The sequence below is a fragment of the Erythrobacter sp. 'gip.4 top 5' genome, assembly GCF_056495765.1.
This window is the reverse complement of sequence record NZ_CP200270.1, coordinates 2,492,085-2,516,965: the sequence shown is the minus strand read 5'-3', so window position 1 is coordinate 2,516,965 and position 24,881 is coordinate 2,492,085. Positions and strand designations below refer to the sequence as shown.

28 protein-coding genes and 1 tRNA gene are annotated in these 24,881 nt (G+C 63.7%); 15 read left to right on the top strand and 14 right to left on the bottom strand.

Annotation, left to right across the window (positions count from 1 at the left end; translation table 11 throughout):
* Positions 1-285: 285 nt before the first annotated feature.
* Positions 286-1,155 carry a sterol desaturase family protein gene (locus ACRANW_RS12225; RefSeq protein ID WP_479432050.1) on the bottom strand — a complete coding sequence of 290 codons (870 nt, stop codon included), beginning with the start codon at positions 1,153-1,155 and terminating at the stop codon, positions 286-288.
* Positions 1,156-1,224: 69 nt separating this feature from the next.
* Between ACRANW_RS12225 and ACRANW_RS12220 the strand changes: the two genes are divergently transcribed.
* Positions 1,225-1,419: a hypothetical protein gene (locus ACRANW_RS12220; protein WP_479432049.1), complete on the top strand. Its 195-nt coding sequence runs from the start codon at positions 1,225-1,227 to the stop codon at positions 1,417-1,419.
* A gap of 425 nt (positions 1,420-1,844) precedes the next feature.
* Here the strand turns inward: ACRANW_RS12220 and ACRANW_RS12215 are convergent.
* Both ACRANW_RS12215 and yghU read right to left on the bottom strand, forming a co-directional pair.
* A tRNA-Gln gene (locus ACRANW_RS12215) sits at positions 1,845-1,919 on the bottom strand.
* Between the two features lie 82 nt (positions 1,920-2,001).
* Positions 2,002-2,874: a glutathione-dependent disulfide-bond oxidoreductase gene (gene yghU, locus ACRANW_RS12210; protein WP_479432048.1), complete on the bottom strand. Its 873-nt coding sequence runs from the start codon at positions 2,872-2,874 to the stop codon at positions 2,002-2,004.
* A 196-nt stretch (positions 2,875-3,070) separates the two neighbouring features.
* Here yghU and ACRANW_RS12205 point away from each other — a divergent pair, with 196 nt between their 5' ends.
* Together ACRANW_RS12205 and ACRANW_RS12200 are read left to right on the top strand one after the other, a co-directional pair.
* Entirely contained in the window at positions 3,071-5,164 is a 2,094-nt protein-coding gene (locus ACRANW_RS12205; protein WP_479432047.1) for an NAD(+) synthase, read from the top strand.
* On the top strand, positions 5,164-6,066 hold the full coding sequence (locus ACRANW_RS12200) for a DMT family transporter (RefSeq protein ID WP_479432046.1): 903 nt from the start codon (positions 5,164-5,166) through the stop codon (positions 6,064-6,066). Before ACRANW_RS12205 ends, ACRANW_RS12200 begins: the two co-directional genes overlap by 1 nt.
* Before the next feature lie 80 nt (positions 6,067-6,146).
* Here the strand turns inward: ACRANW_RS12200 and ACRANW_RS12195 are convergent, their stop codons facing one another.
* On the bottom strand, positions 6,147-6,743 hold the full coding sequence (locus tag ACRANW_RS12195) for an FMN-dependent NADH-azoreductase (protein WP_479432045.1): 597 nt from the start codon (positions 6,741-6,743) through the stop codon (positions 6,147-6,149).
* An 82-nt stretch (positions 6,744-6,825) separates the two neighbouring features.
* Positions 6,826-7,545 carry a pirin family protein gene (locus ACRANW_RS12190; RefSeq protein WP_479432044.1) on the bottom strand — a complete coding sequence of 240 codons (720 nt, stop codon included), beginning with the start codon at positions 7,543-7,545 and terminating at the stop codon, positions 6,826-6,828.
* A 132-nt stretch (positions 7,546-7,677) separates the two neighbouring features.
* Here ACRANW_RS12190 and ACRANW_RS12185 point away from each other — a divergent pair, with 132 nt between their 5' ends.
* A complete protein-coding gene (locus tag ACRANW_RS12185) occupies positions 7,678-8,574 on the top strand; it encodes a LysR family transcriptional regulator (protein ID WP_479432043.1) in 897 nt (298 codons plus the stop codon).
* Here the strand turns inward: ACRANW_RS12185 and ACRANW_RS12180 are convergent.
* From ACRANW_RS12180 to ACRANW_RS12160, 5 genes are all read right to left on the bottom strand, one after another.
* The gene (locus ACRANW_RS12180) at positions 8,571-9,101 is read right to left on the bottom strand and encodes a DUF421 domain-containing protein (protein ID WP_479432042.1); all 531 of its coding nucleotides are present in this window, start codon (positions 9,099-9,101) and stop codon (positions 8,571-8,573) included. The two genes, ACRANW_RS12185 and ACRANW_RS12180, sit on opposite strands and share 4 nt — an antisense overlap.
* Before the next feature lie 17 nt (positions 9,102-9,118).
* A complete protein-coding gene (locus ACRANW_RS12175; protein WP_479432041.1) occupies positions 9,119-9,766 on the bottom strand; it encodes a glutathione S-transferase in 648 nt (215 codons plus the stop codon).
* Complete coding sequence (trhO, locus tag ACRANW_RS12170; RefSeq protein WP_479433940.1) at positions 9,763-10,578, bottom strand: oxygen-dependent tRNA uridine(34) hydroxylase TrhO; 816 nt, start codon at positions 10,576-10,578, stop codon at positions 9,763-9,765. The genes ACRANW_RS12175 and trhO overlap by 4 nt, the downstream gene beginning before the upstream one ends.
* The gene (locus tag ACRANW_RS12165; RefSeq protein WP_479432040.1) at positions 10,578-11,657 is read right to left on the bottom strand and encodes a branched-chain amino acid aminotransferase; all 1,080 of its coding nucleotides are present in this window, start codon (positions 11,655-11,657) and stop codon (positions 10,578-10,580) included. Before ACRANW_RS12165 ends, trhO begins: the two co-directional genes overlap by 1 nt.
* A gap of 711 nt (positions 11,658-12,368) precedes the next feature.
* Entirely contained in the window at positions 12,369-12,905 is a 537-nt protein-coding gene (locus ACRANW_RS12160) for a hypothetical protein (RefSeq protein ID WP_479432039.1), read from the bottom strand.
* 35 nt (positions 12,906-12,940) lie between these two features.
* Between ACRANW_RS12160 and ACRANW_RS12155 the strand changes: the two genes are divergently transcribed.
* Positions 12,941-13,705: a TlyA family RNA methyltransferase gene (locus tag ACRANW_RS12155; RefSeq protein ID WP_479432038.1), complete on the top strand. Its 765-nt coding sequence runs from the start codon at positions 12,941-12,943 to the stop codon at positions 13,703-13,705.
* Between the two features lie 109 nt (positions 13,706-13,814).
* On the opposite strand, the gene ACRANW_RS12150 is transcribed toward ACRANW_RS12155, so the two are convergent.
* Positions 13,815-14,039, bottom strand: coding sequence for a hypothetical protein (locus ACRANW_RS12150; RefSeq protein WP_479432037.1), 225 nt, complete (start codon positions 14,037-14,039; stop codon positions 13,815-13,817).
* 387 nt (positions 14,040-14,426) lie between these two features.
* Here ACRANW_RS12150 and ACRANW_RS12145 point away from each other — a divergent pair, with 387 nt between their 5' ends.
* From ACRANW_RS12145 to ACRANW_RS12125, 5 genes are read left to right on the top strand one after another with little or no spacing between them, the layout of a single operon-like run.
* Positions 14,427-14,975: a TspO/MBR family protein gene (locus tag ACRANW_RS12145; protein WP_479432036.1), complete on the top strand. Its 549-nt coding sequence runs from the start codon at positions 14,427-14,429 to the stop codon at positions 14,973-14,975.
* Positions 14,976-15,021: 46 nt separating this feature from the next.
* On the top strand, positions 15,022-15,273 hold the full coding sequence (locus tag ACRANW_RS12140) for an accessory factor UbiK family protein (protein ID WP_479432035.1): 252 nt from the start codon (positions 15,022-15,024) through the stop codon (positions 15,271-15,273).
* Positions 15,274-15,307: 34 nt separating this feature from the next.
* Positions 15,308-15,910 carry a DNA repair protein RecO gene (gene recO, locus ACRANW_RS12135; protein ID WP_479432034.1) on the top strand — a complete coding sequence of 201 codons (603 nt, stop codon included), beginning with the start codon at positions 15,308-15,310 and terminating at the stop codon, positions 15,908-15,910.
* A gap of 12 nt (positions 15,911-15,922) precedes the next feature.
* On the top strand, positions 15,923-16,981 hold the full coding sequence (gene leuB / locus ACRANW_RS12130) for a 3-isopropylmalate dehydrogenase (protein WP_479432033.1): 1,059 nt from the start codon (positions 15,923-15,925) through the stop codon (positions 16,979-16,981).
* A 5-nt stretch (positions 16,982-16,986) separates the two neighbouring features.
* Entirely contained in the window at positions 16,987-18,081 is a 1,095-nt protein-coding gene (locus ACRANW_RS12125; RefSeq protein WP_479432032.1) for a glycosyltransferase, read from the top strand.
* A 4-nt stretch (positions 18,082-18,085) separates the two neighbouring features.
* Here ACRANW_RS12125 and ACRANW_RS12120 read toward each other — a convergent pair whose 3' ends face one another.
* Both ACRANW_RS12120 and ACRANW_RS12115 read right to left on the bottom strand, forming a co-directional pair.
* Positions 18,086-19,420: a phospholipid carrier-dependent glycosyltransferase gene (locus ACRANW_RS12120; protein ID WP_479432031.1), complete on the bottom strand. Its 1,335-nt coding sequence runs from the start codon at positions 19,418-19,420 to the stop codon at positions 18,086-18,088.
* 41 nt (positions 19,421-19,461) lie between these two features.
* Positions 19,462-19,857: a hypothetical protein gene (locus ACRANW_RS12115; protein ID WP_479432030.1), complete on the bottom strand. Its 396-nt coding sequence runs from the start codon at positions 19,855-19,857 to the stop codon at positions 19,462-19,464.
* An 86-nt stretch (positions 19,858-19,943) separates the two neighbouring features.
* On the opposite strand from ACRANW_RS12115, the gene ACRANW_RS12110 reads away from it, so the two are divergent.
* The 5 genes from ACRANW_RS12110 (at position 19,944) to ACRANW_RS12090 (ending at position 23,730) form a co-directional block, all read left to right on the top strand.
* The gene (locus ACRANW_RS12110; protein WP_479432029.1) at positions 19,944-20,492 is read left to right on the top strand and encodes a TetR/AcrR family transcriptional regulator; all 549 of its coding nucleotides are present in this window, start codon (positions 19,944-19,946) and stop codon (positions 20,490-20,492) included.
* A gap of 10 nt (positions 20,493-20,502) precedes the next feature.
* The gene (locus ACRANW_RS12105) at positions 20,503-21,720 is read left to right on the top strand and encodes a trans-sulfuration enzyme family protein (RefSeq protein ID WP_479432028.1); all 1,218 of its coding nucleotides are present in this window, start codon (positions 20,503-20,505) and stop codon (positions 21,718-21,720) included.
* A 12-nt stretch (positions 21,721-21,732) separates the two neighbouring features.
* A complete protein-coding gene (locus tag ACRANW_RS12100; protein WP_479432027.1) occupies positions 21,733-22,350 on the top strand; it encodes a DsbA family protein in 618 nt (205 codons plus the stop codon).
* Between the two features lie 102 nt (positions 22,351-22,452).
* Positions 22,453-22,866: a Co2+/Mg2+ efflux protein ApaG gene (gene apaG / locus ACRANW_RS12095; protein WP_479432026.1), complete on the top strand. Its 414-nt coding sequence runs from the start codon at positions 22,453-22,455 to the stop codon at positions 22,864-22,866.
* 39 nt (positions 22,867-22,905) lie between these two features.
* A complete protein-coding gene (locus tag ACRANW_RS12090; protein WP_479433939.1) occupies positions 22,906-23,730 on the top strand; it encodes a LysR family transcriptional regulator in 825 nt (274 codons plus the stop codon).
* Here ACRANW_RS12090 and ACRANW_RS12085 read toward each other — a convergent pair.
* Positions 23,727-24,536: a hypothetical protein gene (locus ACRANW_RS12085; RefSeq protein WP_479432025.1), complete on the bottom strand. Its 810-nt coding sequence runs from the start codon at positions 24,534-24,536 to the stop codon at positions 23,727-23,729. The genes ACRANW_RS12090 and ACRANW_RS12085 overlap by 4 nt on opposite strands.
* Between the last annotated feature and the right edge of the window lie 345 nt (positions 24,537-24,881).

Genomic DNA, 24,881 nt, shown 5'->3' with positions numbered 1-24,881 from the left:
CCGTATGGCAGCATCCTTCGTCGCGCGCGGCGTTGCTTTGCCCTGACGGGCGGACCCCCGCGTGATGACGCGGCGATCGTCGCGTCGAAACGCTGGGATGTAGGGCCTTAGCTCATCCGGTCAGCCCACCCGCCTTTTAAAGCGGTATGTTTCGGGCTCAACTCCCGAAAGAGCCACCACCGCGCTGGCGCGAGGGAAACGAGAGGCTCACTTGCAGCCCTTTTCGACCCATCTGGCGGCCTAGCTTTGCCGCGTGCCTTTTTCTCTTCATTTCGATCTCTTTTTTCACCCATCTCCTAACTGATTGTGCGGCTTAGCTTCCGAACGTGGCTGAACGCCAACCGCGTCCCTGATCATTCGCGCCCATTCCATGAACGGCCACGCCCAAAGCGCGACGAAATCGGTGTCGGGCACGCCGGCGCTTCGGGCGCCCATGGGCGCATCGAGCCGGTGCGGGGTGTGATAGGTGCCGAACAGCCAGTCGAGCAGCGGCAAGGCATTGGCAAGGTTGGTGTTGTAGGCTGGCTCGGCATCGACATGATGCCAGCGGTGGAAGCGTGGGCTGGCGATGACCATGCGCAGGGGCCCATGATCCCAATCCAACGGCGAATGGACGTAAACCGCGTGTAGCGTCACTACCAGCGCACCAGCCCCGGCGGCGGCAGGCGGCAAACCCATCCAGCTGATCATCACAAGGGCGAACAGCTGCATCACCACGGTCTCCAGCACGTGGATGCGCCACAGGGTGAAGCCATTCACGTGGCTGTCGCTGTGGTGGATGGCGTGGATCGGCCAGCCCCAACGGCTGTGCAGCCAGCGATGCGACCAATAGAGCCAGAACTCGTTCGCAAGGAAGGCGACAAGGACCAGCAGCGGAAACGGCACGGCCTGCCAGGCCGACGGCGACAGGCGTGGCAGGCCAAGCGAGCCATAGGCCATGACAAAGCCTGCGCTGGCCAGCGCCAGCCCCGGCGTAAGCAGCAGGTTGCTGAACCAGAACAGCAGGCTGACCCGGCTGTTGGCCAGCGCATTGCCCGACACCAGCGCGCGATGCCCGCCGATGATTGCCACCAGCAGTGTAACAACCGCAATGGCGACGATCACCTTGACTGACCGCAGATCCCACAGGTGCATCAAAATGGCCGCAATATCCAAGCAACACCTCCGCTCGATTTCGAGATGTTGCTTAGGCCAGCGCTTCTCAACAAATCATTTACTGGCACCATGGCCAACGCTGGGCTGATGGTCATTGTGAGGTCAGTCGCGCCATTTGCCGATTGCAGCCTCAGCACATTGACAGTCGGCGGCCTGACCCGCGCATTATATCGCCGCGGCGCTGGCTTTGCCGTGATCGTGATCGACCGGGGCCCCGTCCCACACCGTCAGGTCATTGAATTAGCCGAAGGTCGATCGCCTTGACTGAAACGGCAGCGGCACCAAGTCCTGAGCTTTAGAACCAATGAGCCGCGCAACGGTGATCCGCTTGTTGCATGTGCGGCCACCTAACCGTCATTTCCGTCCTTGAGCAGGGCCGTGTGCGCTTCTGTCAAAGTCAGTCATTTAGCATACAGTGTAGGAACGACCGCAAAGTCCCAAACACACTCATCGTAGCTGATCGGCGGTTTACGGCCGTTGAGCGGGTACAATGCAGAGCCACGGTGCAAAACCTGTGCACTTGCCGGTAGAAAAGCCGCGCAAATCGGGCTGCCATATTGCACCCGGGATCCACTCGAATCATGGTTCCGGAATCAGGACCACAACGGGGTACCACGGCAAGGTACCACGGGGTTTTGACTCGAAGAGAAACTCGTTATTTTTCAGATATTTGGGTCTGAAGATATTGCTGGCTGGGGCGGAAGGATTCGAACCTTCGCATGCCGGTACCAAAAACCGGTGCCTTACCGCTTGGCTACGCCCCAACAGAAGCGCGCTGTATAGCGCCTGAAATGAGGATGTGAAGGGGGCGAAAACGCTTGCTGGCCCCCTTTTTCCACCCCGCGCTCACGCCGGAGGGCCAGCATGTAGCCGCTTGCCGTCAAAATCGGCTGCTGAGTGGCGCTCTTTCAATTGCGTGTCTTCGTCGCCCCAGACCTTGTTAACAATCCGTCCGCGCTGAACGGCCGGACGAGCCTGGATTTCGGAAACCCAGCGTGCGACGTTCTGATAGTCATCGATGCTCAGGAAGGTCTTGGCGTCATTGTAAATATTGCCTTCGGTAAAAGGCGCGAGCCAAGGGAAATTGGCAATGTCAGCCAGTGTGAAATCATCGCCAGCGAGAAACTGGCTTTCCGCCAGCCGCTTGTCCGCTACGTCAAAAATTCGTTTCGTTTCCATCGCGTAGCGGTTGATTGGGTATTCGTATTTCTCGGGTGCATAGGCGTAGAAGTGGCCAAAGCCGCCGCCGATGAACGGCCCGCTGGCGACCTGCCAGAACACCCAGCTCAACACCTCGGCGCGCGCGCCCGGATCGGTGGGGAGGAATATCCCGAACTTCTCTGCCAGATGGACAAGGATCGCCCCGCTTTCAAAGACGCGGAACGGCGTGGCTCCGCTGCGGTCAAGCAGGGCAGGGATTTTGGAATTGGGGTTCACGTCGACAAAACCGCTGGTGAACTGCTCGCCATCGCCGATATTGATCGTCCAGGCGTCATATTCTGCGCCGGTGTGGCCCGCTTCGTGCAATTCCTCCAACATGATGGTTGCCTTCACGCCATTGGGCGTGGCGAGCGAATAGAGCTGGAAGGGGTTCTGGCCAATCGGCAGTTCCTTGTCTTCCCGCGGGCCAGCAGAGGGGCGATTGATCGAGGCGAAGCGTCCGCCCGAGACGGTATCGGCGCTCCAGACAGCAGGCGGGGTGTAGGTGGCGTCGGGCATGATAGCAGCTCCTGTTGGGTATGCGCTGACACTTGGCGGGTCGCTTGCGGCGGCGCAAGAACAGTGCGCGCATCGACAGGCTTTGGTACCATAAACCAGGGCTTGGGAGCAGGGCCGTTGCGGCGATCCGCTAGGAACGGTTACAATAAGCCGCTACGGGTAAGAACCCAGTCCGTCGGAGCATACCACAAGCATCATGAGCGAGACATCGCATCCTTTCTTCGACATGCACGCCCACGGCTTTGTGCGCGTGGCCACCGCAACGCCGAATTGCCGCCCGGCCGATGTGCCCTACAACACCGCTGGCGTGCTGGCCGAGGCGAAGAAGGCCCATGACGCGAACGTCGATCTGGTGGTCTATCCCGAATTGACGTTGTCGTCCTATGCGATCGATGATCTGCTGCTTCAGCACGCGTTGATCGAGCGGGTGGAGGAGGCGCTGGCCGAAGTGGTTGCCGCGTCGGCCGAACTCGATCCGGTGCTGGTGGTTGGCGCTCCGCTTCGGCGGGCGGACAAGCTGTACAATTGTGCCGTGGTGATCGCGCGCGGGCAGATTTTGGGCGTGGTGCCCAAGAGCTTCCTGCCCAATTACCGCGAATTCTACGAGAAGCGTCATTTCGCGCATGGCCGCGGGTGCACCGATCTGTGGATCGGCGTGGCTGGCGAGGAAGTGCCCTTCGGCACCGATCTGGTCTTTGCCGCAGCAAACCTGCCGGGCTTCCGCTTCGGCGCGGAAATCTGTGAGGATTTCTGGGCGCCGGTCCCACCGGGAATGCAGGCTGCGATGGCGGGTGCGCTGATCCTGTGCAATCTTTCTGCCTCGCCGGTTACCATCGGCAGGGCGGATGACCGCCATCTGCACTGCCGTTCTCTGGCGAGCCGCGCTATCGCTTCCTATGTCTATTCTGCGAGCGGATATGGCGAAAGCACCACCGATCTGGCCTGGGACGGGCAGGGCGTGATCTACGAAATGGGCGATCTGCTGGCGCAGAGCGAACGGTTTGATCTGGTGGGCGAATTGTGCGTCGTCGATGTCGACACCGAGCGCCTGGCCGCTGAACGGATGCGCAACCAGACCTTTGCCGATGCCGCCGAATGGGCGGGCAACCCGGCGGACACCTATCGCCGGATCCTGTTCGATCACGCCTACGTGGAACGTGATATCGGATTGCGGCGCTCTGTGGCGCGCTTCCCCTTCGTGCCTGACCGGCCTGAAAAGCTCGATGAAGATTGCTACGAGGCGTTCAACATCCAGGTCGATGCGCTGATGCGGCGGATCGAGTCCACCGGCGCCAAATCCCTGATACTCGGCATTTCCGGTGGCCTCGACAGCACCCATGCACTGATCGTGGCGGCCAAGGCGTGTGACCGTCTGGGTCTGCCACGCACCACCATTCGCGGTTACACTATGCCCGGCTTCGGGACGTCGGAGGGCACCAAAAGCAACGCTCACCGCTTGATGGACGTGATGGAAATCACCGCAGACGAGATCGACATTCGCCCTGCGGCAAACAGGATGCTGGAGGATATCGGCCACGCCTTCGCTAATGGCGAGCCGGTGCATGACGTGACCTTCGAGAACGTGCAGGCGGGCCTGCGCACCGATTACCTGTTCCGCCTGGCCGGTCAGCATGGCGGGTTCGTGATCGGCACCGGCGATCTTTCGGAATTGGCGCTGGGCTGGTGCACCTATGGCGTGGGCGACCACATGAGCCATTACGGCGTCAATGCGGGCGTCCCCAAGACGCTGATCCAGTATTTGATCCGTTGGGTGATCCGTACCGGCCAGTTCACCGATGCCTGCGGCCACGTGCTGGAAGATGTGCTCGGCACCGAGATCAGCCCCGAACTGGTGCCGCCTGGCGCCGATGGCGCAATGCAATCGACCGAAAGCATGGTCGGGCCTTATGAGCTCAACGACTTCTTCCTGCATCACGTGATCCGCTTCGGCCAGCGCCCTTCGAAGGTCGCGTTTCTGGCTTGGCACGCCTGGAAGGATGGAGGCAGGGGAGTGTGGCCGTCGGGCTTCCCGGATGAAGGCCGCAACGCCTACGACCTTGCCACCATCGCGCGCTGGATGGACAAGTTCTGCGCGCGGTTCTTCGGCTTTTCGCAGTTCAAACGCTCGGCGCTGCCCAATGGGCCTAAGGTCTCCTCGGCTGGCGCGCTGTCTCCGCGCGGGGACTGGCGTGCGCCCTCCGATGCCGTGGCGACGGTGTGGCGCGAGGAGTTGCGCAACAACCTGCCGGGCGATGTCGTGGATGAGGTGTTCGGCAACGATTCGCGCTGATGCCCAAAAGCCTGCCTCTCTCGGCGCTGGGCATCATGCTGTTCTGCAATGTCGCCTGGGCGCTCAATGTCGTGGTCAGCAAGATCGCGGTGTCGACGCTGGGCCTGCCGCCTTTGTTCTACACCGTGCTGAGATCGGCAGTGGTGCTGGCGGTGCTGTTTCCGCTGTTGTTGCGCGCCCGGCCTGCGCGTCTGCCATTGGTGCTTTTGATCGGTTTTGCGGTTACCGGCGGTAGCTTCGGCCTGCAATTCATTCGCTTGCAGACCGCAACGCCGTCAGCGGTCGGCATTGTCAATCTGGCGGGCGCGCCGCTGACCGTGCTGTTTGCCGTCATCTTTCTGGGCGAGGAGGTGCGCTGGCGACGCAGGCTGGGGATGGCACTGGCGCTGGGCGGGGTGGGCCTTGCGATCGGCGCGCCATCGGAGGCCGGGGACCCGGTCGGGCTGGGATTCGCCTTTGCGGGCGTGTTGATGGGCGCCTTTGCGTCGGTTTTCGTCAAGCGGCTGGACGTGGGTGCCGTGGCCTTGCAGGCGTGGGCGGGGCTGGCATCGCTGGGCGTGATGCTGCCCGCGACGCTCGCATTGGAGACCGGGCAAATCGCCGCGGTCGAAGCCGCGCCGCTGGCGGTGGCGGGGTGCGTGCTGTTTGCAGGGCTGGTCGTCTCGGTCGGCGCGCATTCGGCCTATTTCCGGCTGTTTCAGGCGCATGATGCCAACCTGATCGTGCCGCTGACGCTGTTGACGCCGTTGCTTACCATCGCTTTTGGAACATGGCTGACGGGCGATACCATCGGCTGGTCGCTCATCATCGGCGGTGGCCTGGCGATCATCGGCGTTGCGATCATTGTGATCCGCCCAAGCCGCAACATCTTCAAACCGCTGCTGGTGCGGCCAAGGCTTTAGCGCCGCGTGTGTTTCACGTGGAACACCCCTCTAGCCGAAGCTAGAGGGGGTCTAAAGCCGTCAAGACAGTGTCTGGAACGTCAGGCCGCGATCTGATCGGCCTGCTGCTTGGCGGCAGCAATCTTCTCTTCTCCGCCCGCACCCATGATCCCGTCAGCCGCGACCATTTCGACATCGCTGATGCCGATAAAGCCGAGGAAGAAGGTCAGCCAGCGGGTCATGAAGTCATATTCGCTGCCGACCTGCGTACCGCCGCTGGCGATGGCGAGATAGGCCTTCTTGCCTTTCAGCAGGCCTTCGGGGCCGGTTTCAGTATAGCGGAAGGTGGTGCCCACACGGGCGACCAGATCGGCCCAGGCCTTCAGCGTGGCGGGGGCGGCGAAGTTGTAGACCGGTGCGGCAATGACGATGGTGTCGGAGGCCTGCAATTCGGCGATGAGGGTATCGGCGAAGGCGGCAAGCTCCGCCTGTTCGGGGCTGCGCTCGGCCACGGGCGTGCGTTCGGCGGCGAAGCTTTCTGCCGTCACATAGGGCACGTCATTGGCGGCCAGATCGCGGGTGGTGACACTGGCGCCCGGCTTGGCGGCGAGGCTATCGACAATCCGCTGACCCAGCCCACGCGAAACGGAATCGGCGTCCGAACGGATGCTGGCGGTGATGTAGAGAATGTTGCTCATGGGAAATGTCCTTTGATGAAATGGGGGGTGGAACCGGCCGGGAGGGGGAGGTGGGGGGCCGGCCGGCTCCGAGGGGGAAGGGTCAGGCGGCGTCAACCAACACCACTTCGCTGTCTTCCAGCGCGGTGATCGTCACGCTGGCGAGCTGCGTGATCGCCACGCCATCACGGGCCCCGGCTTCTACAGCTTCGACGCCTTCGACATCGCCGATCCGCACCTTTCCTGTGGCGGGGACGAGGTAGAGGTGACGGTCCGCGTCACGCGGCGTGTAGGTCACGCTCGTCCCCGCCTTGATCGTGGCGCCCAGCACGCGGGCATCGGCGCGGATTTGCAGCGCGTCATTGTCGTTGGCCACCCCGCTGGCGAGCGGTACGAAGGCACCGTCGCGGCTATCCTTGGGGAACTGGCGTGCGCCCCAGCTCGGCTCGCCGCCGCGTTGGTCCGGGATGATCCAGATCTGAAACAGCGTCGTGTCAGTGCCTTCGAGGTTATATTCCGAATGGCGCACACCGTTCCCGGCGCTCATCACCTGCACGTCACCCGCTTCGGTCCGGCCTTCGTTGCCTATCGAATCGCGGTGGGTGATCGCGCCGGTGCGGACGTAAGTGATGATTTCCATGTCGCTGTGCGGATGGGTGGGAAAGCCGGTGCCGGCTGCGATTTTGTCATCATTCCACACCCGCAGTGCACCCCAGTGAACGCGGGCGGGATCGTGGTAGTTGGCAAACGAAAAGTGGTGATGCGCGTCGAGCCAACCGTGGTTGGCGGCACCCAGCGTGTTGAAAGGTCGCAGTTCGATCATGGCGGTTCTCCTCGTATCGGAGTGGCCCAACGGCGGGCTCGCTCTGTTGGGATGGGAGATAGGCTAATGATGGAGTCACGAAAACTGCGATAAAACTTGCCAAGATGTTCGAATAATCCGAACATCACAGGCATGAAACTCGGCGAACCCAGTCTCGATCACCTGCGCACCTTCATCGCGGTGGCTGACCATGGCAGCTTTGGCGGGGCAGCCAAGGTGATGGGCCGTACGGTTTCGGCCATATCCTACGGCATCGCCCAGCTTGAAGCGCAGCTAGGCCTTTCGCTGTTCGACCGCGAAGGATCGCGCCGCCCGGTGCTGACCGCCAGCGGGGAAGGTCTGCTGGCTGAAGCGCGCAGCGTGGCTGACCGGGTAGACGCGCTGATGGCGAAATCCCGTTCGCTTCATGCAGGGCAGGAAGCGGCGCTGACACTGGTGGTCGATGTAATGGTGCCGGGCGATGTGACCGCTCATGTGCTGGGTGAGTTCCGGCGGATGTTTCCGACCTGCGCGCTCACCTTGCGGATCGAGGGACTGGGCGCTGTTGCGGCCTGCGTGATTGACGGCGGGGCGGATCTTGCGATCGGCGGTCCGGTGCTGGGCGATCATCCCGCGCTGGAACGCCAGGCAATCGGCGCGATCGATCTGATCCCGGTCGCGGCCCCCTCTCATCCGCTGGCACGATCGGGCATCGCGCCGGGGGAAAGCCGCCGGCACCTGCAACTAGTGCTCACCGACCGTTCGCCACTGACTGAGGGCCGCGAGTTTTCGGTGCTGTCCCCGCTGACCTGGCGGTTGGGCGATCTGGGCGCGAAGCATTCCTTGCTGAAAGAGGGGCTGGGCTGGGGCAACATGCCGCGCGCGATGGTGGCCGGTGATCTGGCGTCAGGCGCGCTGATAGAGCTGGATCTGCCGGAAAAGCCCGGCGCGCATTATGGCCTCAACGCCCTGTGGCGGCGCGACACGCGGCTGGGGCCTGCGGCAAGCTGGCTTGTCGATGCGTTTCGCGCAGGCTTGTCGCGGGGTTAGCGTGCGTCCGGCTCTGGCCCTCGCACGCCTTCCAGCAGTGCGGATTGGATCGGCGGTCCGTGCATCACGGAAATGTCGCCGGTGCTTTCCAGCACCACGGCGCGCACGGCGTTCAGATCGCTGACGTTGGCCCCTCTGAGTTTCGCCAAAACGTCTTCACGCGCAACCCGCGAACTTTGCATCGCGGCCTCGATGAATTGGCCATCGCGCATCAGCAAGAGCGGCGTATTTCCGAGCAGATCGCGCACCCGCTTGCTGGATTTTCGTAAGGTCGCCAATCCGGCCTGAACGCTCAGCAAAACGAGGATCGCGACAGCAATCTGGAAAAGCGCCGGCCAATCGGTCACCGTCGCGGCGCTGGCGAGCAACGAGCCGGTCGCAAGGGTGACGACAAAATCGAACGCGGTCATCTTGGAAAACGACCGAAGCCCGATGATCCGCACCAGCAGCACAATCCAGAACAAGGCGGCGATGGTCAGGCCGATCCCGCGTGCCAGGATCTCCCAATGCGTGGGCAGATCAAACATGATGGTTCACAGGTTCCTTATCGACATGGCCCGAACAGGATCGGCGCGTCACCGGCGGTCCATGGCGCGAACTTGGGCATGATCGCGGCGAAGATTTGCGCTTCAATATGGGTCGCCAGCCATCCCTGCAAGCGCGGCAGAGGCAATTGCGCAAACCAATCGGGCGCAATCGCGGCAAACTGGCGGACGAACGGAAACAGCGCAGCATCGGTCAGACTGCGTGTATTGCCACACAGATAGAGACTTTTGGTCAGCCGCGCCTCCAGCGGCAACAGCAGCGTCAGGGCAGCGGCGCGGTGATCAATGCCATCGGCCTCATACCGGCTCGGATATTTCGCGCGATCAAGAAGGTGTTTGAACGGCCCGTCATTGGCCGCAATCAGCGCTGTGTCATCGCCTGCAAGCCAGCCTTCGGGATCATTGCGCCCTAGCGCCCAGCGCATAATCTCGAGGCTCTGGTCGAGCACGCTGCCTGCCTCTGGCCCATCGCCGGTCACCAGCACCGGCACCGTCGCCTTGGGGCTGGCGGCGATCAGCGCAGGCGGCTTGGCGGTCAGCTTCACTTCGCGCAGTTCGACCGTAAGGCCCGCCACCCAAACGGCCATGCGCGCGCGCATCGCATAGGGGCAACGGCGAAAGGAATAGAAGATCGGCGGTGCGCTCACCCCTGTGTCACGGCCTCATCTGCGCACATCGCGCAGGCCTGGCCTTGGGGCACGGGGCGTCCGCAGGGACGGCAGCGGGTATGGGTGCCTTGTGCAAGGCCGTGGCCCAGACTGACGCGCGCGTCGAAGACGAAGCATTCGCCCTGCCACAGGCTTTGCTGTGCAGGCACGTCTTCCAGATATTTCAGAATGCCGCCCTTGAGATGGTAGACCTCATTGACACCTTCGCGGCGCAGAAGGCTGGTCGATTTCTCGCACCGGATGCCGCCGGTGCAGAACATGGCGACACGCTTTCTTCCGGCGAGCAGTTCCTCACGGTGGGTGCGGAACCAGGCAGGAAAATCGCTGAAACTTGTGGTGTGCGGATCGACTGCGCCCGCAAACGTGCCAATCGCCACTTCGAAATCATTGCGGGTGTCGATCAGCACCGTACCGGGATCAGCGATCAGCGCGTTCCAGTCATGCGGGTTGACATAGTGGCCTGCCGACAGCGCAGGGTCGATGTCCGGCTCACCCATGGTAACAATCTCGCGCTTCACCCGCACCTTGATCCGGCCAAAGGGCATGGCGGGCGCATCGGACAATTTCACGTCAAGGCCCGCGCAGCCGGGCAGAGCGCGGATCGTGTCCAGCACCGCTTCCAAGGCGTGCGGCGGGCCCGCAATCGTCCCGTTGATGCCTTCACGCGCCAGCAGCAGCGTGCCCTTCACGCCCGCAGCCTCGCACGCCGCCAGCAAGGGAGCACGCAAGGCGTCAGGATCGTCAAAAGCGGTAAACCGGTAGAGCGCCGCGACGCGGATCGGTTCAGGGATCAAACCTGCATCATCCAGCCATGCGTGTCGGCGATGTGGCCGTTTTGCACACCCACCAGCCGCTCGCGCATTCGGGCGGTGATCTGGCCGATGCCGCCCGCGCCGATGTGAAACTCGCCCTGCGGCGAGGCGACTGTGCCGACGGGCGTGACCACTGCCGCCGTGCCGCAAGCCATCGTTTCCAGCAGCGTGCCGTCTTCGGCTTCGGCACGCCACTGGTCGATGCTGTAAGGTTCTTCACGCACGGTGAGGCCTTCTTCGCGCAGCATCGCGATCAGACTGTCACGGGTGATGCCGGGCAGGATCGTGCCGGTCAGCGGCGGGGTGATGACGGTTCCGTCAGCGCGGACGAAGAACAGGTTCATGCCGCCCAGTTCCTCAACCCACTTGTGCTCGATTGCATCGAGGAACACCACCTGATCGCAGCCTTGTGCTGTCGCTTCGGCCTGAGGGACAAGGCTGGCGGCGTAATTGCCGCCGGTCTTGGCCGCGCCGGTTCCGCCGGGGGCAGCGCGGACATAGTCCTGGCTTACCCAGATCTTGACCGGGTTGACGCCCTTCTTGAAGTAATTGCCCGCCGCTGAAAGGATGACGATGAACTTGTATTGCCGCGCCGGTCGCACGCCGAGGAAGGCTTCGGACGCGAACATGAAGGGCCGGATATAAAGCGATCCGCCCGCGATGGGCGGAAGCCAGGCGGCATCGGCCCGCACAGCTTCGCGCACGGCGGCGATGAACAGGTCTTCCGGGATCGCGGGCATCGCCATGCGCCGGGCACTTTCATTGAAGCGCTGCGCATTGGCTTGCGGCCGGAACAGTGCCAAGCCGCCATCGGCTTGGGCATAGGCTTTCATGCCTTCGAAGATTTCCTGCGCGTAATGCAGCACACTTGCCGCCGGGTCGAGCGCGATCGGGCCGCGCGGGCCGATCGTGGGGGTCTGCCAGCCCCCGAGCGCCTCGTCATAGTCGATCACCACCATGTGATCGGTGAACACTGTCCCGAAGCCGGGATCGGCGATCCGGCTTTCACGAACATCATCGGGCGTGGGCGCAGGGTGGGGAAGGCGAGTGAACTGCATTCTGCGCGCCTAATCCTGCACGCGCCCGAGAGCAAGATGAGTGTTGCGGCGGGATCACCGGGCCTAAGGCCCGCAAGGGCGACCGCCCGCCTGCAGCGACGCGACCTTTGAGTTGCACCAGCGAGGATTATGCATCGCGGATGCGATGCGGAGCACACAAATGAAAAGGGCAGTCCCACCCTCAGGTTGAACTGCCCTTTGCATGGTCAGCGGCCGGAAGTGCCGCTCACGAAGCCTTACTTGGCAAGACGATTACCGAGTATGCTCCGTAGGGATCTTCACCGACCTCGCTACTGAACCATGAGACATCGGATCACCTCCTTTCAAGCTTGTGAGCAAGACCCGCCGCATCACCGGGGGCCGAGAGCCGCGTGCGTCGCTGGCCTCGAAAAACATTGTGAATCATGGGAGGGCGCAGGACAAGTCTTGAAAAAAACTTTTCCCACGTCATACTTTCTGCCCTTCCCAAGACGCGCGCAGATCGGACGCCTGAGCAATGCCTCGGGCGTTTTGCGTTTCGACGGCGGGTTGTGGACAGGCAGCGGACAAGCCTGTGCACGGGCCTGTGGATATTAATGTATAGAATCGGGTGAGATTCGTCATCGCGAGTTGAAGGCATGGCGATTGATGGGCCTGACCTTTTCGCCGCCGCGAGGTCTGAGCATGGATTGCCGCTTCGCCTTTGGCTCCACGCAATGATGATCAAGGGTCTTACCGACAATCCTCGATCACGCGGCTGACTTCGGCGTGTGTAGGAAGGTAAAGTGTACGCAAGCCTTCAGTCTCGACCGCGAAACGCCCCTTCGACAATGCCATTGCATCCAGCAATGGGTCACGCGGATCGATCCCGTAGACATAGACAGTCATTTGGCTGCTCACTTGTGCGCGGAAGGTGCGGGTGGCGGTCTCCGTCCTGATCGTAAGGGATGCAGACCCTTGCGGTGCTGCACCGAGACGCAGGAATTCGATTTGCGGCCCAGCGGTCGTTGACCGGCAGGACAGGATGAAATTGCCTGCGTCGAAATCGGCGCGGGATCCTCCGGCCGTCGCGGTGTAGCGCCATTCGCCCGCCGTCGCCGGGGCATCCATCCAGCTATCGAAGGCGGGAGCTTGTGGTACGGGTGCCGGCCGTGCGGCAATTGGGCGCTGAACGGGGGCGGACGCCGGAGTTGGTGCAGGTGCAGTGCTTGAAGGCACGCAGGCAGCGAGCATCAGCGATGTAGCGATGAGCGGGAGAGCAGCTTTCATCCCTCCATATTGCGCGCTAGTGCTTGCACTTGTCCATGCCTGACCAACCGTCCCGCCCCGCAAAAGCGCTCAAACGCCGTGTCGATCAGTTGCTGGTCGATCGCGGCCTTGCCGAAAGCCGTGCCCGCGCCCAGGCGCTGGTGATGGCGGGGCTGGTGTTCGTAGGCGAGACCAAGATCGACAAGCCCGGCCACCAGCTACCCGAAGACGCAAAGCTCGACGTGCGCGGGCGGGATCACCCGTGGGTCAGCCGGGGCGGGATCAAGCTCGCCCATGCGATCCAGCATTTCGGCCTCGATCCGGCGGGCGCGACTGCGATGGATATCGGATCGTCCACCGGCGGATTTACCGATGTGCTGCTGACCAACGGATCCGATCATGTCTTCGCTGTGGATAGCGGCACCAACCAGCTCGCGTGGCGCCTGCGCGAAGACCCGCGCGTCACCGTGCTCGAACAGACCAGTGCGCGCATCCTGACACCGGATCTGATCGACCGCCCGTGCAACTGGGTGGTGTGCGATGCGAGCTTCATCAGCCTCGCCAAAGTGCTCGACGTGCCGTTGCGGCTGGCGGCGCCAGCGTGCCAGCTGGTCGCGCTGATCAAGCCGCAATTCGAAGTCGGGCGTGAGGAGGTGGGCAAGGGCGGAGTGGTGCGCGATCCCGCGCTTCACACGCGGGTTTGCGAGGATGTGCGCGGCTGGATCGAAGGGCTGGGGTGGCAGGTGCAGGGCATCGCCACCAGTCCGATCACGGGGCCGCAAGGCAATGTTGAATTCCTGATCAGCGCACGGCGCGGCTGAGCCACTAAAATAGCTCTTAAACGAAAAGACCGGCAGCAACCCGAAGGTGCTGCCGGTCTGTTTCTTATCCGTGATCCGACGCGAAGTCGGAGCCCATAATCCCGAAGGATTACATGGCCGGAGTTTCGGTTGCAGCCGGGGTTTCGGCGGTCATGGCTTCGTCGGCCATCGGCGTTTCAGCAGCCATGGCATCTTCAGCCATCGGCGTTTCGACAGCCATCGGCTCTTCAGCGACGGCAGTGGTATCTGCTGCGGTTGCGGTTTCGTCAGCCGGCTGCGAGCAAGCGGCGGTGGCGAGGGCGAGAACGGCGACGAGTGCAAAGGTCTTCTTCATGGTCAATTTCCCTGTGGACCCTTGCGGGTCGGTAATGAGTGCAAGTGCGTTGATAAGTGATCCTGCCGCCAACGCACTTTTGAATGATGGCAGGCATAAGGCAGGCTATAGCAGCAAGTTTGGCAGACCCCAAAGCATTTCTGCCCGATTTTCACCACAATTCGTCATTTGGCCTCGGCAGAGGGGTGATCGCGCGTTCTGTAACCTCAAAACTTGAAACGTGTTTTCTGCCTATCGCCTCGCTGCTTGAGGCGTGTTTTCGCCCTATCGCTTCGCTGCTTGAGGCGTGTTTTCGCCCTATCGCTTCGCTGCTTGAGGCCGTAGGTTGTCGTGGTAGACGCGGGTCTGTTATCGCGCAGCGCCTGCGCGCCGAAGTCTGGAGAGACGATGAACATTCTTGCGTCCCCTGCCCAATTGCGAGCGAGCTTCATCCGCTGGGCGCTGTTCATGGTGCCATTGATTCTCTTGATCGGCTTTGCCGCAGGCCAGCTTGGCGGGCCGAACACGCCCTGGTTTGCTGGCTTGGTGAAGCCTGCCATCTATCCCCCGCCGGCTGTATTCGGGATCGTGTGGACGGCCTTGTTCGTGATGATTGGCCTGGCGCTGGCGCTTGTGGCAAGCGCGTGGGGCGCGCGCGGGCGCGGGTTGGCGCTGATCGCCTTTGTGGTTCACTTTATCGTCACGCAAAGCTGGACGGCGGTGTTTTTCGCGATGCAGGACATGACGGCGGCGCTGATGATTCTCGGCTTCGGTGTTGTGAGCCTGCTGATCGCACTGGCGCTGGTCTGGCGCGTGCGCCGCAACGCAGGCTTATTGCTGCTGCCCTATCTGGCGTGGCTGTGCTTTGCGAGCGCGCTCAATTACCAGTTCATCGCCGCCAACCCCGAAGGCGGCGACAAGGGTGCTGACGGCGCGGAAATCCGCGTCGATTTGTGACGCGACCGGACTGGACAAGCGCCGGGGGCATCTCCAAATAGCGTTCATGCAAAGCCAGAACCCGATCATCGCCGACCTCGTCAAACTCGCCAACAGCGCCGCCGGGACCATGGCCGGCATGAGCCGCGAAGCCCGCGAAAGCGCGCGTGAGCGGATGCGCGAAGCCTTTGGCGGGATCGATTTCGTCTCCAGAGAAGAATTCGAAACGGTCAAGGCGATGGCGCAAAAGGCCCGCGAACAGGCCGATGCGCTCGAAGCGCGTCTGGCCGCGCTGGAAGCCAAATCCACCACCCCGTAAGCCACCACCCCGTAAGATTGCAGGCGCGTAGGCGATGAACCTGCGCGCCACAGCCATACTGCTCGCATCGCGCCAGCAGGGCGAAACCGGCGCGCTGGCGCGGATGCTGACGGCTGAGCACGGTCTTGTCGCCGCCTATGTCGCAGGTGGGCGCGGGCGGCAGATGCGCGCGGTAATGGTGCCCGGCAATCGCATCGCAGTGGAACTTACCACGCGTTCTGGTGGCAGCCAGTTGCCATTCGCGCGATTGGAACTGGAACACTCGCGCGCGGCGCTGATGACCGAGCCATTGCCTGCCGCCGCAATCCAGTGGTCGTGTGGCCTTGCTGCCGCCGCCCTGCCTGAACGCCAGCCCTATCCCGCGCTCTATCAGGCGCTTGATGCCCTCCTGGGTGCGATTGCGGCCGCGCCGTCTGCCCGCGGGTGGGTAAGCGGGCTGATCGCCTATGAAACGCTGGTGCTGAGCGAGCTGGGTTATGGCGGCGCGCTGCCGCTGCCCGCGCCCGATCTAGCGGCGCAACTGGTTGTGCTTGATACGCTTGGTCGCCAGCTGTCGCACTACCTGCTTGCAGGGCATAACAGCAATGTTATGGGCGCGAGGCTTTTGCTGACCGAGCGGTTGGCGCGCATCGGCTAAGGGGACTATCGCGTGAAAATTGCAGTTCTGCCAGGCGACGGGATCGGCCCCGAGGTGACGGCCGAGGCGGTCGCCGTGCTGGAAATGCTGTACCTGCCGGGGTTGACGCTGTTCGAGGGCGATGTTGGCGGCATTGCCTACAAGCGCCACGGCGTTCCGCTGCCCGATGAGACATTGATTATGGCTCGCGCAGCCGATGCGATCCTGTTCGGCGCGGTGGGCGATCCGTCTTGCGATACGCTGGAGCGCCACCTGCGCCCGGAACAGGCGATCCTGGGCCTGCGCAAGCACCTTGGCCTGTTCGCCAACCTGCGCCCGGCGCGGGTGTTTGCGGGTCTTGAGCGCCTGTCGCCGCTGCGTGCCGATCTTGCCGCTGGCCTCGATATGCTGATCGTGCGCGAACTGACCGGCGATGTCTATTTCGGCGCCAAGGGGCAGCGCATCACGGATAGCGGCGAACGCGAGGGCTGGGACGCGATGTCCTATGCCGAACACGAGGTTCGTCGCATCGCCCATGTCGCCTTTCGCGCGGCCGCGGCTTCGGGCCTGCCGCTGACCAGCGTCGACAAGGCCAATGTGCTCGAAACCAGCCAGTTGTGGCGCGACGTGGTGGGGGAAGTCGCTGCCGAATACCCCGGCGTCGCGCTTGACCATATGTATGTCGATAACGCCGCGATGCAGGTGGTGAGCCACCCTGAACGCTTCGGCGTGGTGCTGACCGGCAATCTGTTCGGGGATATTCTTTCCGATCTGGCAAGCGCCGCTGTCGGCTCCATCGGCCTGCTACCCAGTGCCTCACTGGGCGAGCGAGAGACCGACCACGGCACCTTTGGCCTGTATGAGCCGATCCACGGCAGTGCGCCCGATATTGCCGGGCAGGGCAAGGCCAATCCGATGGCGACGATCCTGTCGGCGGCGATGATGCTGCGCCATTCCTTCGGGCGCGAGGCCGAGGCTGCGCGGATCGAGAACGCTGTATCCGCTACATTGGCAGACGGCATTCTGGGCGGCGATCTGGGCGGCAGCCACGGCACGGCGGCGATCGGCGAAGCGGTGCGGGCACGGCTCTGACAGCCATGCCGCTCGATCTTGCGATCATCCTGCCTACGCTCAACGAACGCGGCAATCTTGGTCCGCTGGTCGAACGGATTGATCGGGCCATGGCCGATGGCGTGCGCTGGGAAGTTATTATCGTTGATGATGACAGCCGCGACGGCACGGCGGACGAAGCGCGGGCGCTGGCGCTGATCGATCCGCGTGTGCGGGTGATTCAGCGCATTGGCCGGCGGGGCTTGGCCAGCGCTGCAATCGAAGGTTTCTGCGCAACGGCGGCGCCTTATGTGGCGGTCATGGACGCCGACCACCAGCACGATCCGGCTTTGCTGCCGGGGATGGTTGCCGCTCTGAAATCGGGCGGGGCCGACATCTGCGTCGCCAGCCGCTTTGCGCATGGGGCCAGCACGGCCGATTGGGCCGCGCCTGAACGCGAAAGGCTGTCCACATACGCCAATGCGCTGGCGCGGCGGATTACCGGGGTGGAACTTACCGATCCGATGAGCGGCTATTTCATGCTGTCCACTGCGACGGCGCGCGCACTGGTGCCCCGGCTTTCAGGCATCGGGTTCAAGATCCTGCTCGACCTGCTGGCGACGGCGCATACCCCGATGCGGGTCCAGGAGTTCCCGCTTAATTTCGCTGCGAGACGCGAAGGAGAAAGCAAGCTGGATCGCGCCATTCTGTTCGATTTCCTCGCCGGGCTGTATGACAAGACGCTGGGCAAAGTGATCCCGACCCGTTTCGCCCTGTTCGGCACCGTCGGCGCGCTGGGCGTGGTGGTGCACTTCGCGGTGCTTTCGGCGCTGCTGTTCGTCTTTGGCGAACGGTTCGCCATTGCCCAGACCGCCGCAGTGCTGGTGGCGATGAGTTTCAATTTCTGGCTCAACAACTGGCTGACCTACCGCGACAAACGCCTGAAGGGTGCAGGCGCTCTGCTGCGCGGCTGGCTGGGTTTTATTGCGACCTGTGCGATCGGCGCTTTCGCCAATGTCGCGATTGCAACCTTTCTGGAAGGGCGAGGGCTGTTCTGGGTGCTCGCCGCGCTGGCAGGTATCGTGGTCGGTTCGGTCTGGAATTACGCGCTGTCGAGCCGCTTTGTGTGGGGCAGATTTTAAAAGCCTAACGCCAGCCGGCGATCCAGGCCCAGGTCACGTAGCTGTCCACGCTCTTGAGCGGGAGGGCGGCGATGATCGGGAAAAACAACGCGAACACCGCCACTGATGCCGCAGGGATGCCCCATGCCAGCCACTTGCCCCATGGCAGGCGTCGCAAGTCGCTGCACGCCAGCGCCAGTGCGGCGAGCAGGAAGAAACTCGGCACGAAATAGTGGTAATAGAACTGCACGGGCTTGGGTGCGATCAGCCACAGGCCGAGGCTCACGCCGTAGCCGATAACCACGCCCAGCCGCGCCCAATCGCGCCGCCATGCGCCTGCGGCAAGGCACCACAGCAGCGCGGGCAGCCCCAGCCACATCGTCAGCGGATTTCCGATCAGCAGCACGCCGCGTTGCGCTCCGTCGATCGGTTCATACAGATACCAGATGCCGCGCAGGTTCAGCGCCCATTGCGGCCAGGTGCTCATGTAGCGGTGTGGGGTCATCAACTGGCTCTGAAGCGCGAAAATCTCCTGATGCAACCCGATCAGCCCCTTTTCCGCGAGCGGCGAGGGGTGGAGATATTCGGAGAGCCAGTAACCAGGCAGGAACGTAGCCGCATAGACCACCAGCGGGACGATCCCGAGCCACACGAACGCCTCAACCAGCGTGATCCCCGGCACCGGCGCGCCCCGGCGCGACAGAAACAAGCGGCGACGACCGGCCAGCGCGCGGGCGATGAAGAAGCTGATCCCCGGCACCATTGCCAACGGGATCGCATTCCATTTTGCGCCCAGCGCAGCGCCGATTGCAAGGCCGGTGAGCGCAAGCCTGCGCCGCCCCGTTTCAGGCTGGGCGCAGGCGCCGGTGAATTGCCACGCCGCGACCGAAAGCGCAGCGACCATCACGATATCGAGCATCGCGATTCGTGCATGGATGAACAGATGAAAGCCGGTGGCGAGCAGCACGGCAAAGGCCAGAGTCGCAAAGCGGTCCGCGCTGGCGTGCCACATTGCGCGCACAGCGGCAAAGAAGGCCACAACGCCGCATAGCCAGGGCATGATCCGCCAGCCCAGCGGATTATCACCGAAGACGCCGATGCCGATGGCAAACAGCGTCTTGGCCAGCAGCGGATGCTCGCGGTTGAGATAGGCGCCGTGTCCCTCGGTCACCAGCGCCAGCATTTCGCGCGCGGCGGGAAGGTAGTGGACCTCGTCGAAATAGGGGATTGAGGGGATCGCCAGTCGCCAACCGGTCAGCAGCGCAAAAATTCCGGTCAGGGCCGCAACCCACGCCAGCGGATCACGCGGACGCGGCGGCGGAAGGGACGCGGGGAGGGGGGACGCTTGCGCCTCGGCCATGGCGGCGCGCTTAGCAGCGCTTTGGCGCAGAGCAAGGCGGATTATGGCCTGCGGGAGTTCGATTGCCGCTCCAGCCAGAACAGCCGCGCACACATCGCCAGCAGGCCGATGCTGGCTGTGGTGCCGACAAACAGGCCCCACAGCGTCACATTCATGCCTTGGTAGCGTGCGCGCGGCGCGATCAGGAACAACGCGATCAGCGCACACATCAGCAGATCCCACCACACCTGCAGGCCGGTAAGATCCTGCGTGTGGTTGATGAAGAAGCCGATCACGCCTTCCTGCCCGATCTGCACGGCGGTGAACGCTCCGAACACGGCACACAAGATTGCAGCGGCGGCGGTGCTGCCCACCTCGCGCTTTGCGATCAGAATGGTAAGAAGGGCAATGCCGCCGCCAGCCAGCGCCGCAAGCCAGATCAGTTCAAAGGTGGTCATACGCATATCTCCTCGTCGATGTAGCGATTGCTACATAATGCATTAGGGGTATGTAGCGCCTGCTACAAGAGGAAAACGCCGCCCCCATGTCGCAACCGCCATTGTCCCGCGAAACCCTGTTGCCCAAACTCGCCGCGCATGTGCTCGAACACGGGCTGGGCGGGGCAAGTCTGCGTCCGCTCGCGAAGGCGGCAGGCACCAGCGACCGGATGCTGATCTATCATTTCGGCAACAAGGAAACGCTGATCACGCAGCTGCTCGGTCATATCGCCGCGATCTATTCCGGCGCGCTCGATGCGGCACTGGGCGGTGAACGGGCCAAGACGCGGCAGGAATGTGCCGAACGGATTCTCGCTGTGGGCAGCCAGCCGGCAATGCAGGCGTTTCTGGTGCTGTGGTGGGATATTGTCGCAGGTGCCGCCAGAGGCGTGCCGGGTTATCGCGCTGCGGCGCGGCAGATGATGACGCAGCAGATCGAATGGTTGGAACGGCAGATGCCGGAGGACGATCCGGACCCTGCGGGCGGCGCGCGTTACCTGATGACGGCAATCGAAGGCACCTTGATGCTTTCCGCTGTCGGCCATGAGAACACTGCCCGCGAAGGCCTGCTTGCGGGCGGACTGTTGCCGTCCTAGAGGCCGGGATATGAAGAAAACCACAGGCATGGACCGCGCCGCCACGGCCAATTGGCGCCCCGCAACCAAGGCGCTGCGCGGCGGCACCTGGCGCACCGAGCACGGAGAGACGAGTGAGGCTTTGTTCCTCACCTCGGGCTATACGTACGATGACGCGCAGACCGTTGCGGATCGCTTTGCCGGCACCGCCACCGGCATGACCTATTCGCGACTCCAGAACCCGACCGTCGCGATGCTGGAGGAACGCATCGCGCTGATGGAGGGGGCGGAAGGCTGCCGGGCGCAGGCAAGCGGAATGGCCGCGATGACGGCAGCGTTGCTGTGCCAACTGTCCGCAGGCGATCACGTGGTTGCCGCGCGCGCCGCCTTTGGCTCGTGCCGCTGGCTGACCGATACCCTGCTGCCCAAGTTCGGGATCGCCACTACGCTGGTCGACAGTGCGCAAAACGCCGAGTGGGAAGCCGCGATCCGGCCCAACACCAAGGTGTTCTTTTTCGAAAGCCCGGCCAATCCGACGCTCGATGTTGTCGATCTGGCGCATGTCTGTGGCCTCGCCCGTGCGCATGGAATCACCACGGTTGTCGATAACGCCTTCGCCTCGCCCGTGCTGCAGCGCCCGATGGAGTTTGGCGCGGATGTGGTCGCCTATTCCGCGACCAAGCTGATGGACGGGCAAGGCCGCGTGCTGGCGGGCGCGATCTGTGCGAGCCAGCAGTGGATTGACGAGGTATTGATGCCCTTCCAGCGCAACACCGGTCCGACGCTGTCAGCCTTCAATGCCTGGGTGGTCTTGAAGGGGCTGGAAACGCTCCCCTTGCGCGCCTTCAAGCAGTCTGAACAGGCGGTGGCGCTGGGCGAGTTCCTCGAACCGCGGATCACAGCGGCGGGCGGTCATCTGCGCCACCCCGGCCTGCCGAGCCATCCGCGCCACGATCTCGCCAAGGCGCAGATGGATGCGACGGGGCCGATCTTCGCGCTGGATGTAGGCAGCCGCGAACGCGCCTTCGCGCTTCTGGATGCGCTCAAGCTGGTCGATATCTCCAACAACATCGGTGATGCCCGCAGCTTGATGTGCCACCCCGCCTCCAGCACCCACGCCAACATGGGCGACGAAGCCCGCGCCGCGATGGGCGTGACCGAAGGCTTGCTGCGCATCAATGTGGGGCTGGAAGACATCGCTGATCTCACCGAAGATATGGACCAGGCGCTCAGCGCGGCGGGGATCTAGGAGTCAAAACAAATGGCCACCCGCATTGAACTCGTCTTCGATTTTGTCTCGCCCAATGCCTACCTGATCTGGTGGCCGCTGCGCGAGTTGGTGAACCGTTACGAAGCCGAGCTGGACGTGATCCCGGTGTTTCTGGGCGGAATGCACAAGCTGACCGGCAATGCCCCGCCGATGATCCGAGACGCCGAGGTGAAGGGCAAGAACGAATACGCCATGCTCGAGATGGACCGCTTCATCGCCCAGCATGATCTGGGCAAGTACCGCCTCCACCCGCAGTTCCCGTTCAATTCGATCACCTTGCAGCGGATGCTCTACGCCGCCGATCAGGATGGGCGCGGGGTGCAGTTCGTCGAAGGATTGCTGGGTCCGATCTGGGAAGAGGGGATCGACGTGACCGCGCCGCAAGCCGTGGGCGCAGCGATCACCGCCGCCGGGTTCGATGCGGCCGACCTGCTCGCCCGCGCACAGACGGACGCGGTAAAACAGGGTCTTGCCGCCAACACCGATGCCGTAGTGGCGCGCGGGGCGTTCGGTATTCCGACGATGTTTGTCGGGCCGAAGGGCGCGGGCGCAATGTTCTTCGGCAAGGAACGGCTCGGCCAGATCGAGGCGTTGCTGGCGCAGGGTTGAGGCCCCGCACCACGAAAAGCCGCATGGCAACGGGATACAGCGGGGATTACCTGCGTTGAGCCTCTTGTGACCCAGCGACAAATCGCTAGTTTGAGAGGCGACATGAAAGAATTTTTCCAGCACGCCGCCACCACCGATGGAGTGACCGTCCGCGTCGCCGTCAATTACCTGCCGGAACAGTCGCATCCGGAGGCGGGCAAGTGGTTCTGGGTCTATCACATCCGTATCGAGAACGCTTCGCATGAAGCCATGCGGCTGCTGACCCGGCACTGGCGCATCACCGACGGGCGCGGGATGGTGAACCATGTCGATGGCGAAGGCGTGGTGGGCGAGCAGCCCTTGCTCACCCCCGGCCAGAGCCACGATTACGTCTCGGGCTGCCCGCTGACGACACCGTTCGGTTCGATGGAAGGGTTTTACACCTTTGAACGCGCCGATGGCTCGCCTGCCGAAGTGCGCATCCCCTTCTTCCCGCTCGCCGCACCCGAAACGGCCGAGGGCCGCACGCCCCGCTAAGTCTTGCGGGACCGGGCAAGCGCGCTTAATCGCACGCCTGTGAAGCGCACCCACCTGCCCCTTAACGCCCTGCGCGTGTTCGATGCCGCCGCGCGGCACCTGTCGTTCACCCGCGCGGCTGACGAACTCGCCGTCACGCCTGCCGCGGTCGGCCAGCAGATCCGCGCGCTCGAAGATGTGCTCGGCGTCGTCCTGTTCCGCCGCACCTCCAAAGGCCTCGAGCTTACGCCCGAGGGCGCAGCGGGGCTTGATCCTTTGCGCGAAGGCTTCCTGCGGTTCGAGGAAAGCGTCGAGGCGATGCAGGCGGGCCAGGCGTCCGACCGCTACACCATCGCCGTCCCCCGCGAATTCTACGCCGAATGGCTCGCCCCCCGGCTGGCGACGTTCCAGGCGGGCACGCGCAAGGACTCAGGGGGGGTGCAATACATCCTCTCGCCCGACGAACACGCCGATTTCACCGAGGCGAACCTCGATCTTGCGATTCGGCTGGTCGACGGGCCGGGCGAGCTGCAGGGCGTGCAACTGGCGCCTGCAATGCGCGTCACCGTCGCCGCGCCGGACCACCGCGCCGATGACTCCGGGCCGTGGATTGACTGGCCGGGAATGCCGCTGGCCGATGGGATAAACCCCTGCATCAAGGCCGGCAGTCCAGGGCAAGCGCTCGCCTCCGCGCTGGCGGGGATGGGCCGCACGGTGTTGCCGCAAGCCCTGGCGGCCAGCGCGCTCGCACAAGGCCGCCTCATCGCGCTGACCGCGCCGGAGCCGGCCAACCGCGCCTACTGGCTGCTCGCCCCGGCCCCGCAATGGCGCAGCAAGAAGGTGCGCGCGCTGGTGCAGTACCTGACGGCGGCGTTGCCGACCTAGTCGGCCGCGTCGATCCTGATCCCGAACAATTCGGGCCGCTCCTCCGGCCAGCGCCCCTCGGCCCGCAGCGCATCGGCGCGGGCCTTGAACAGGGGGTCATCGAGGTCGATCCCCACCGCCGCCAGCCGCTCCTCCCACAGCCTGGCAAACCCCTTGTACCACTGCGCGACCATCCCATCGATGGCCCGCCGCTGCTGGGCCGCCGTGGCCGGATCGGCCGCTTTGCGCCGCTGTTCCTCGGCATAGGCGGCTGCCACCTTGCGATAGACCGGATGGTCCGGCCCGATGTCCTTTTGCTGATCATAGCGGTGGGGCAGACGGTTGCGCAGGAAGAACATCACCAACTGTTCATTATGCCGCCGCTCCGCCGCGACGACCTCGCCCGCGTGGAGGATCAGCCGCTCCTCGCCCTGAATCGCACGGGCGAGCGCAGAATCCTCCAGCCGCGCCACCCCCCGATCAATCGCCGCATCCCACGCCGCCCGGAACCCCTCGGCCCCCGGTCTCTGGCGCAGCTTGTAAAGCGACTCCATGCTCTTGCCGACATGCCGCGCAGCCTGCGTGACGATGCCGGTGGCGGCGAGCTGCGCGATAAAGGCGCGCTGCACATCGGGCGTGATCGAGTTGGACCGCGCCGCCACATGCGGCACGGGCATGAAATCGAGCAGCGGATCATCGGGCGCAGGCGGCGCCAGTTCGAACGCGACGGCGGAGGTCGCCTGCCGCGGGATCTTGCGCTTGTTGCGGACGATGGGGCGGTCGGCGGAGCGCGAGGCGCGCGCGGTGGGGGAGGGGCGCTTGGTCATGGCGCGGGGGGGGATTGCACAGGGGAGGGAAGTAGGAAAATCCAAAATCCCCTCCCGCTGGCGGGAGGGGTTGGGGTGGGCTCGGAGCCTCCAACCTGAGCGTGCGGCGCTGAACCGGCGCGCAGCCGCCGCAAGGCCGACCGGCCGCCGCGCCTTATGCGCGTAGCCAAGCAGCGCGGACGCGCTGCGCCCGGCGCCTGAGGGCGCCAACAAACAGACTCGGGAAGCCGAGAACGTCATCGTCCGCCCCCCCTTTTCGTCTCCCCGGGCTTGACCCGGGGCTAGGCTTGCTGCTGTTTCAATTGGCTACTTGTGGTAACCGGCCTGCACGTGAGGCGACGGGAG

Excerpts from the sequence above, each read along its gene's own strand:
- ACRANW_RS12105 (WP_479432028.1), top strand. The coding sequence starts at position 20,503 with ATGAAGAAAACCACAGGCATGGACCGCGCCGCCACGGCCAATTGGCGC.
- ACRANW_RS12185 (WP_479432043.1), top strand. The coding sequence starts at position 7,678 with ATGAAACTCGGCGAACCCAGTCTCGATCACCTGCGCACCTTCATCGCG.
- ACRANW_RS12220 (WP_479432049.1), top strand. The coding sequence starts at position 1,225 with ATGGCCAACGCTGGGCTGATGGTCATTGTGAGGTCAGTCGCGCCATTT.
- ACRANW_RS12125 (WP_479432032.1), top strand. The coding sequence starts at position 16,987 with ATGCCGCTCGATCTTGCGATCATCCTGCCTACGCTCAACGAACGCGGC.
- ACRANW_RS12145 (WP_479432036.1), top strand. The coding sequence starts at position 14,427 with ATGAACATTCTTGCGTCCCCTGCCCAATTGCGAGCGAGCTTCATCCGC.
- ACRANW_RS12190 (WP_479432044.1), bottom strand. The coding sequence starts at position 7,545 with ATGATCGAACTGCGACCTTTCAACACGCTGGGTGCCGCCAACCACGGT.
- ACRANW_RS12120 (WP_479432031.1), bottom strand. The coding sequence starts at position 19,420 with ATGGCCGAGGCGCAAGCGTCCCCCCTCCCCGCGTCCCTTCCGCCGCCG.
- ACRANW_RS12150 (WP_479432037.1), bottom strand. The coding sequence starts at position 14,039 with ATGAAGAAGACCTTTGCACTCGTCGCCGTTCTCGCCCTCGCCACCGCC.
- ACRANW_RS12115 (WP_479432030.1), bottom strand. The coding sequence starts at position 19,857 with ATGACCACCTTTGAACTGATCTGGCTTGCGGCGCTGGCTGGCGGCGGC.
- ACRANW_RS12155 (WP_479432038.1), top strand. The coding sequence starts at position 12,941 with ATGCCTGACCAACCGTCCCGCCCCGCAAAAGCGCTCAAACGCCGTGTC.
- ACRANW_RS12195 (WP_479432045.1), bottom strand. The coding sequence starts at position 6,743 with ATGAGCAACATTCTCTACATCACCGCCAGCATCCGTTCGGACGCCGAT.
- ACRANW_RS12085 (WP_479432025.1), bottom strand. The coding sequence starts at position 24,536 with ATGACCAAGCGCCCCTCCCCCACCGCGCGCGCCTCGCGCTCCGCCGAC.
- ACRANW_RS12165 (WP_479432040.1), bottom strand. The coding sequence starts at position 11,657 with ATGCAGTTCACTCGCCTTCCCCACCCTGCGCCCACGCCCGATGATGTT.
- ACRANW_RS12200 (WP_479432046.1), top strand. The coding sequence starts at position 5,164 with ATGCCCAAAAGCCTGCCTCTCTCGGCGCTGGGCATCATGCTGTTCTGC.
- ACRANW_RS12205 (WP_479432047.1), top strand. The coding sequence starts at position 3,071 with ATGAGCGAGACATCGCATCCTTTCTTCGACATGCACGCCCACGGCTTT.
- ACRANW_RS12110 (WP_479432029.1), top strand. The coding sequence starts at position 19,944 with ATGTCGCAACCGCCATTGTCCCGCGAAACCCTGTTGCCCAAACTCGCC.
- yghU (WP_479432048.1), bottom strand. The coding sequence starts at position 2,874 with ATGCCCGACGCCACCTACACCCCGCCTGCTGTCTGGAGCGCCGATACC.
- ACRANW_RS12180 (WP_479432042.1), bottom strand. The coding sequence starts at position 9,101 with ATGTTTGATCTGCCCACGCATTGGGAGATCCTGGCACGCGGGATCGGC.
- apaG (WP_479432026.1), top strand. The coding sequence starts at position 22,453 with ATGAAAGAATTTTTCCAGCACGCCGCCACCACCGATGGAGTGACCGTC.
- ACRANW_RS12100 (WP_479432027.1), top strand. The coding sequence starts at position 21,733 with ATGGCCACCCGCATTGAACTCGTCTTCGATTTTGTCTCGCCCAATGCC.
- recO (WP_479432034.1), top strand. The coding sequence starts at position 15,308 with ATGAACCTGCGCGCCACAGCCATACTGCTCGCATCGCGCCAGCAGGGC.
- ACRANW_RS12160 (WP_479432039.1), bottom strand. The coding sequence starts at position 12,905 with ATGAAAGCTGCTCTCCCGCTCATCGCTACATCGCTGATGCTCGCTGCC.
- ACRANW_RS12140 (WP_479432035.1), top strand. The coding sequence starts at position 15,022 with ATGCAAAGCCAGAACCCGATCATCGCCGACCTCGTCAAACTCGCCAAC.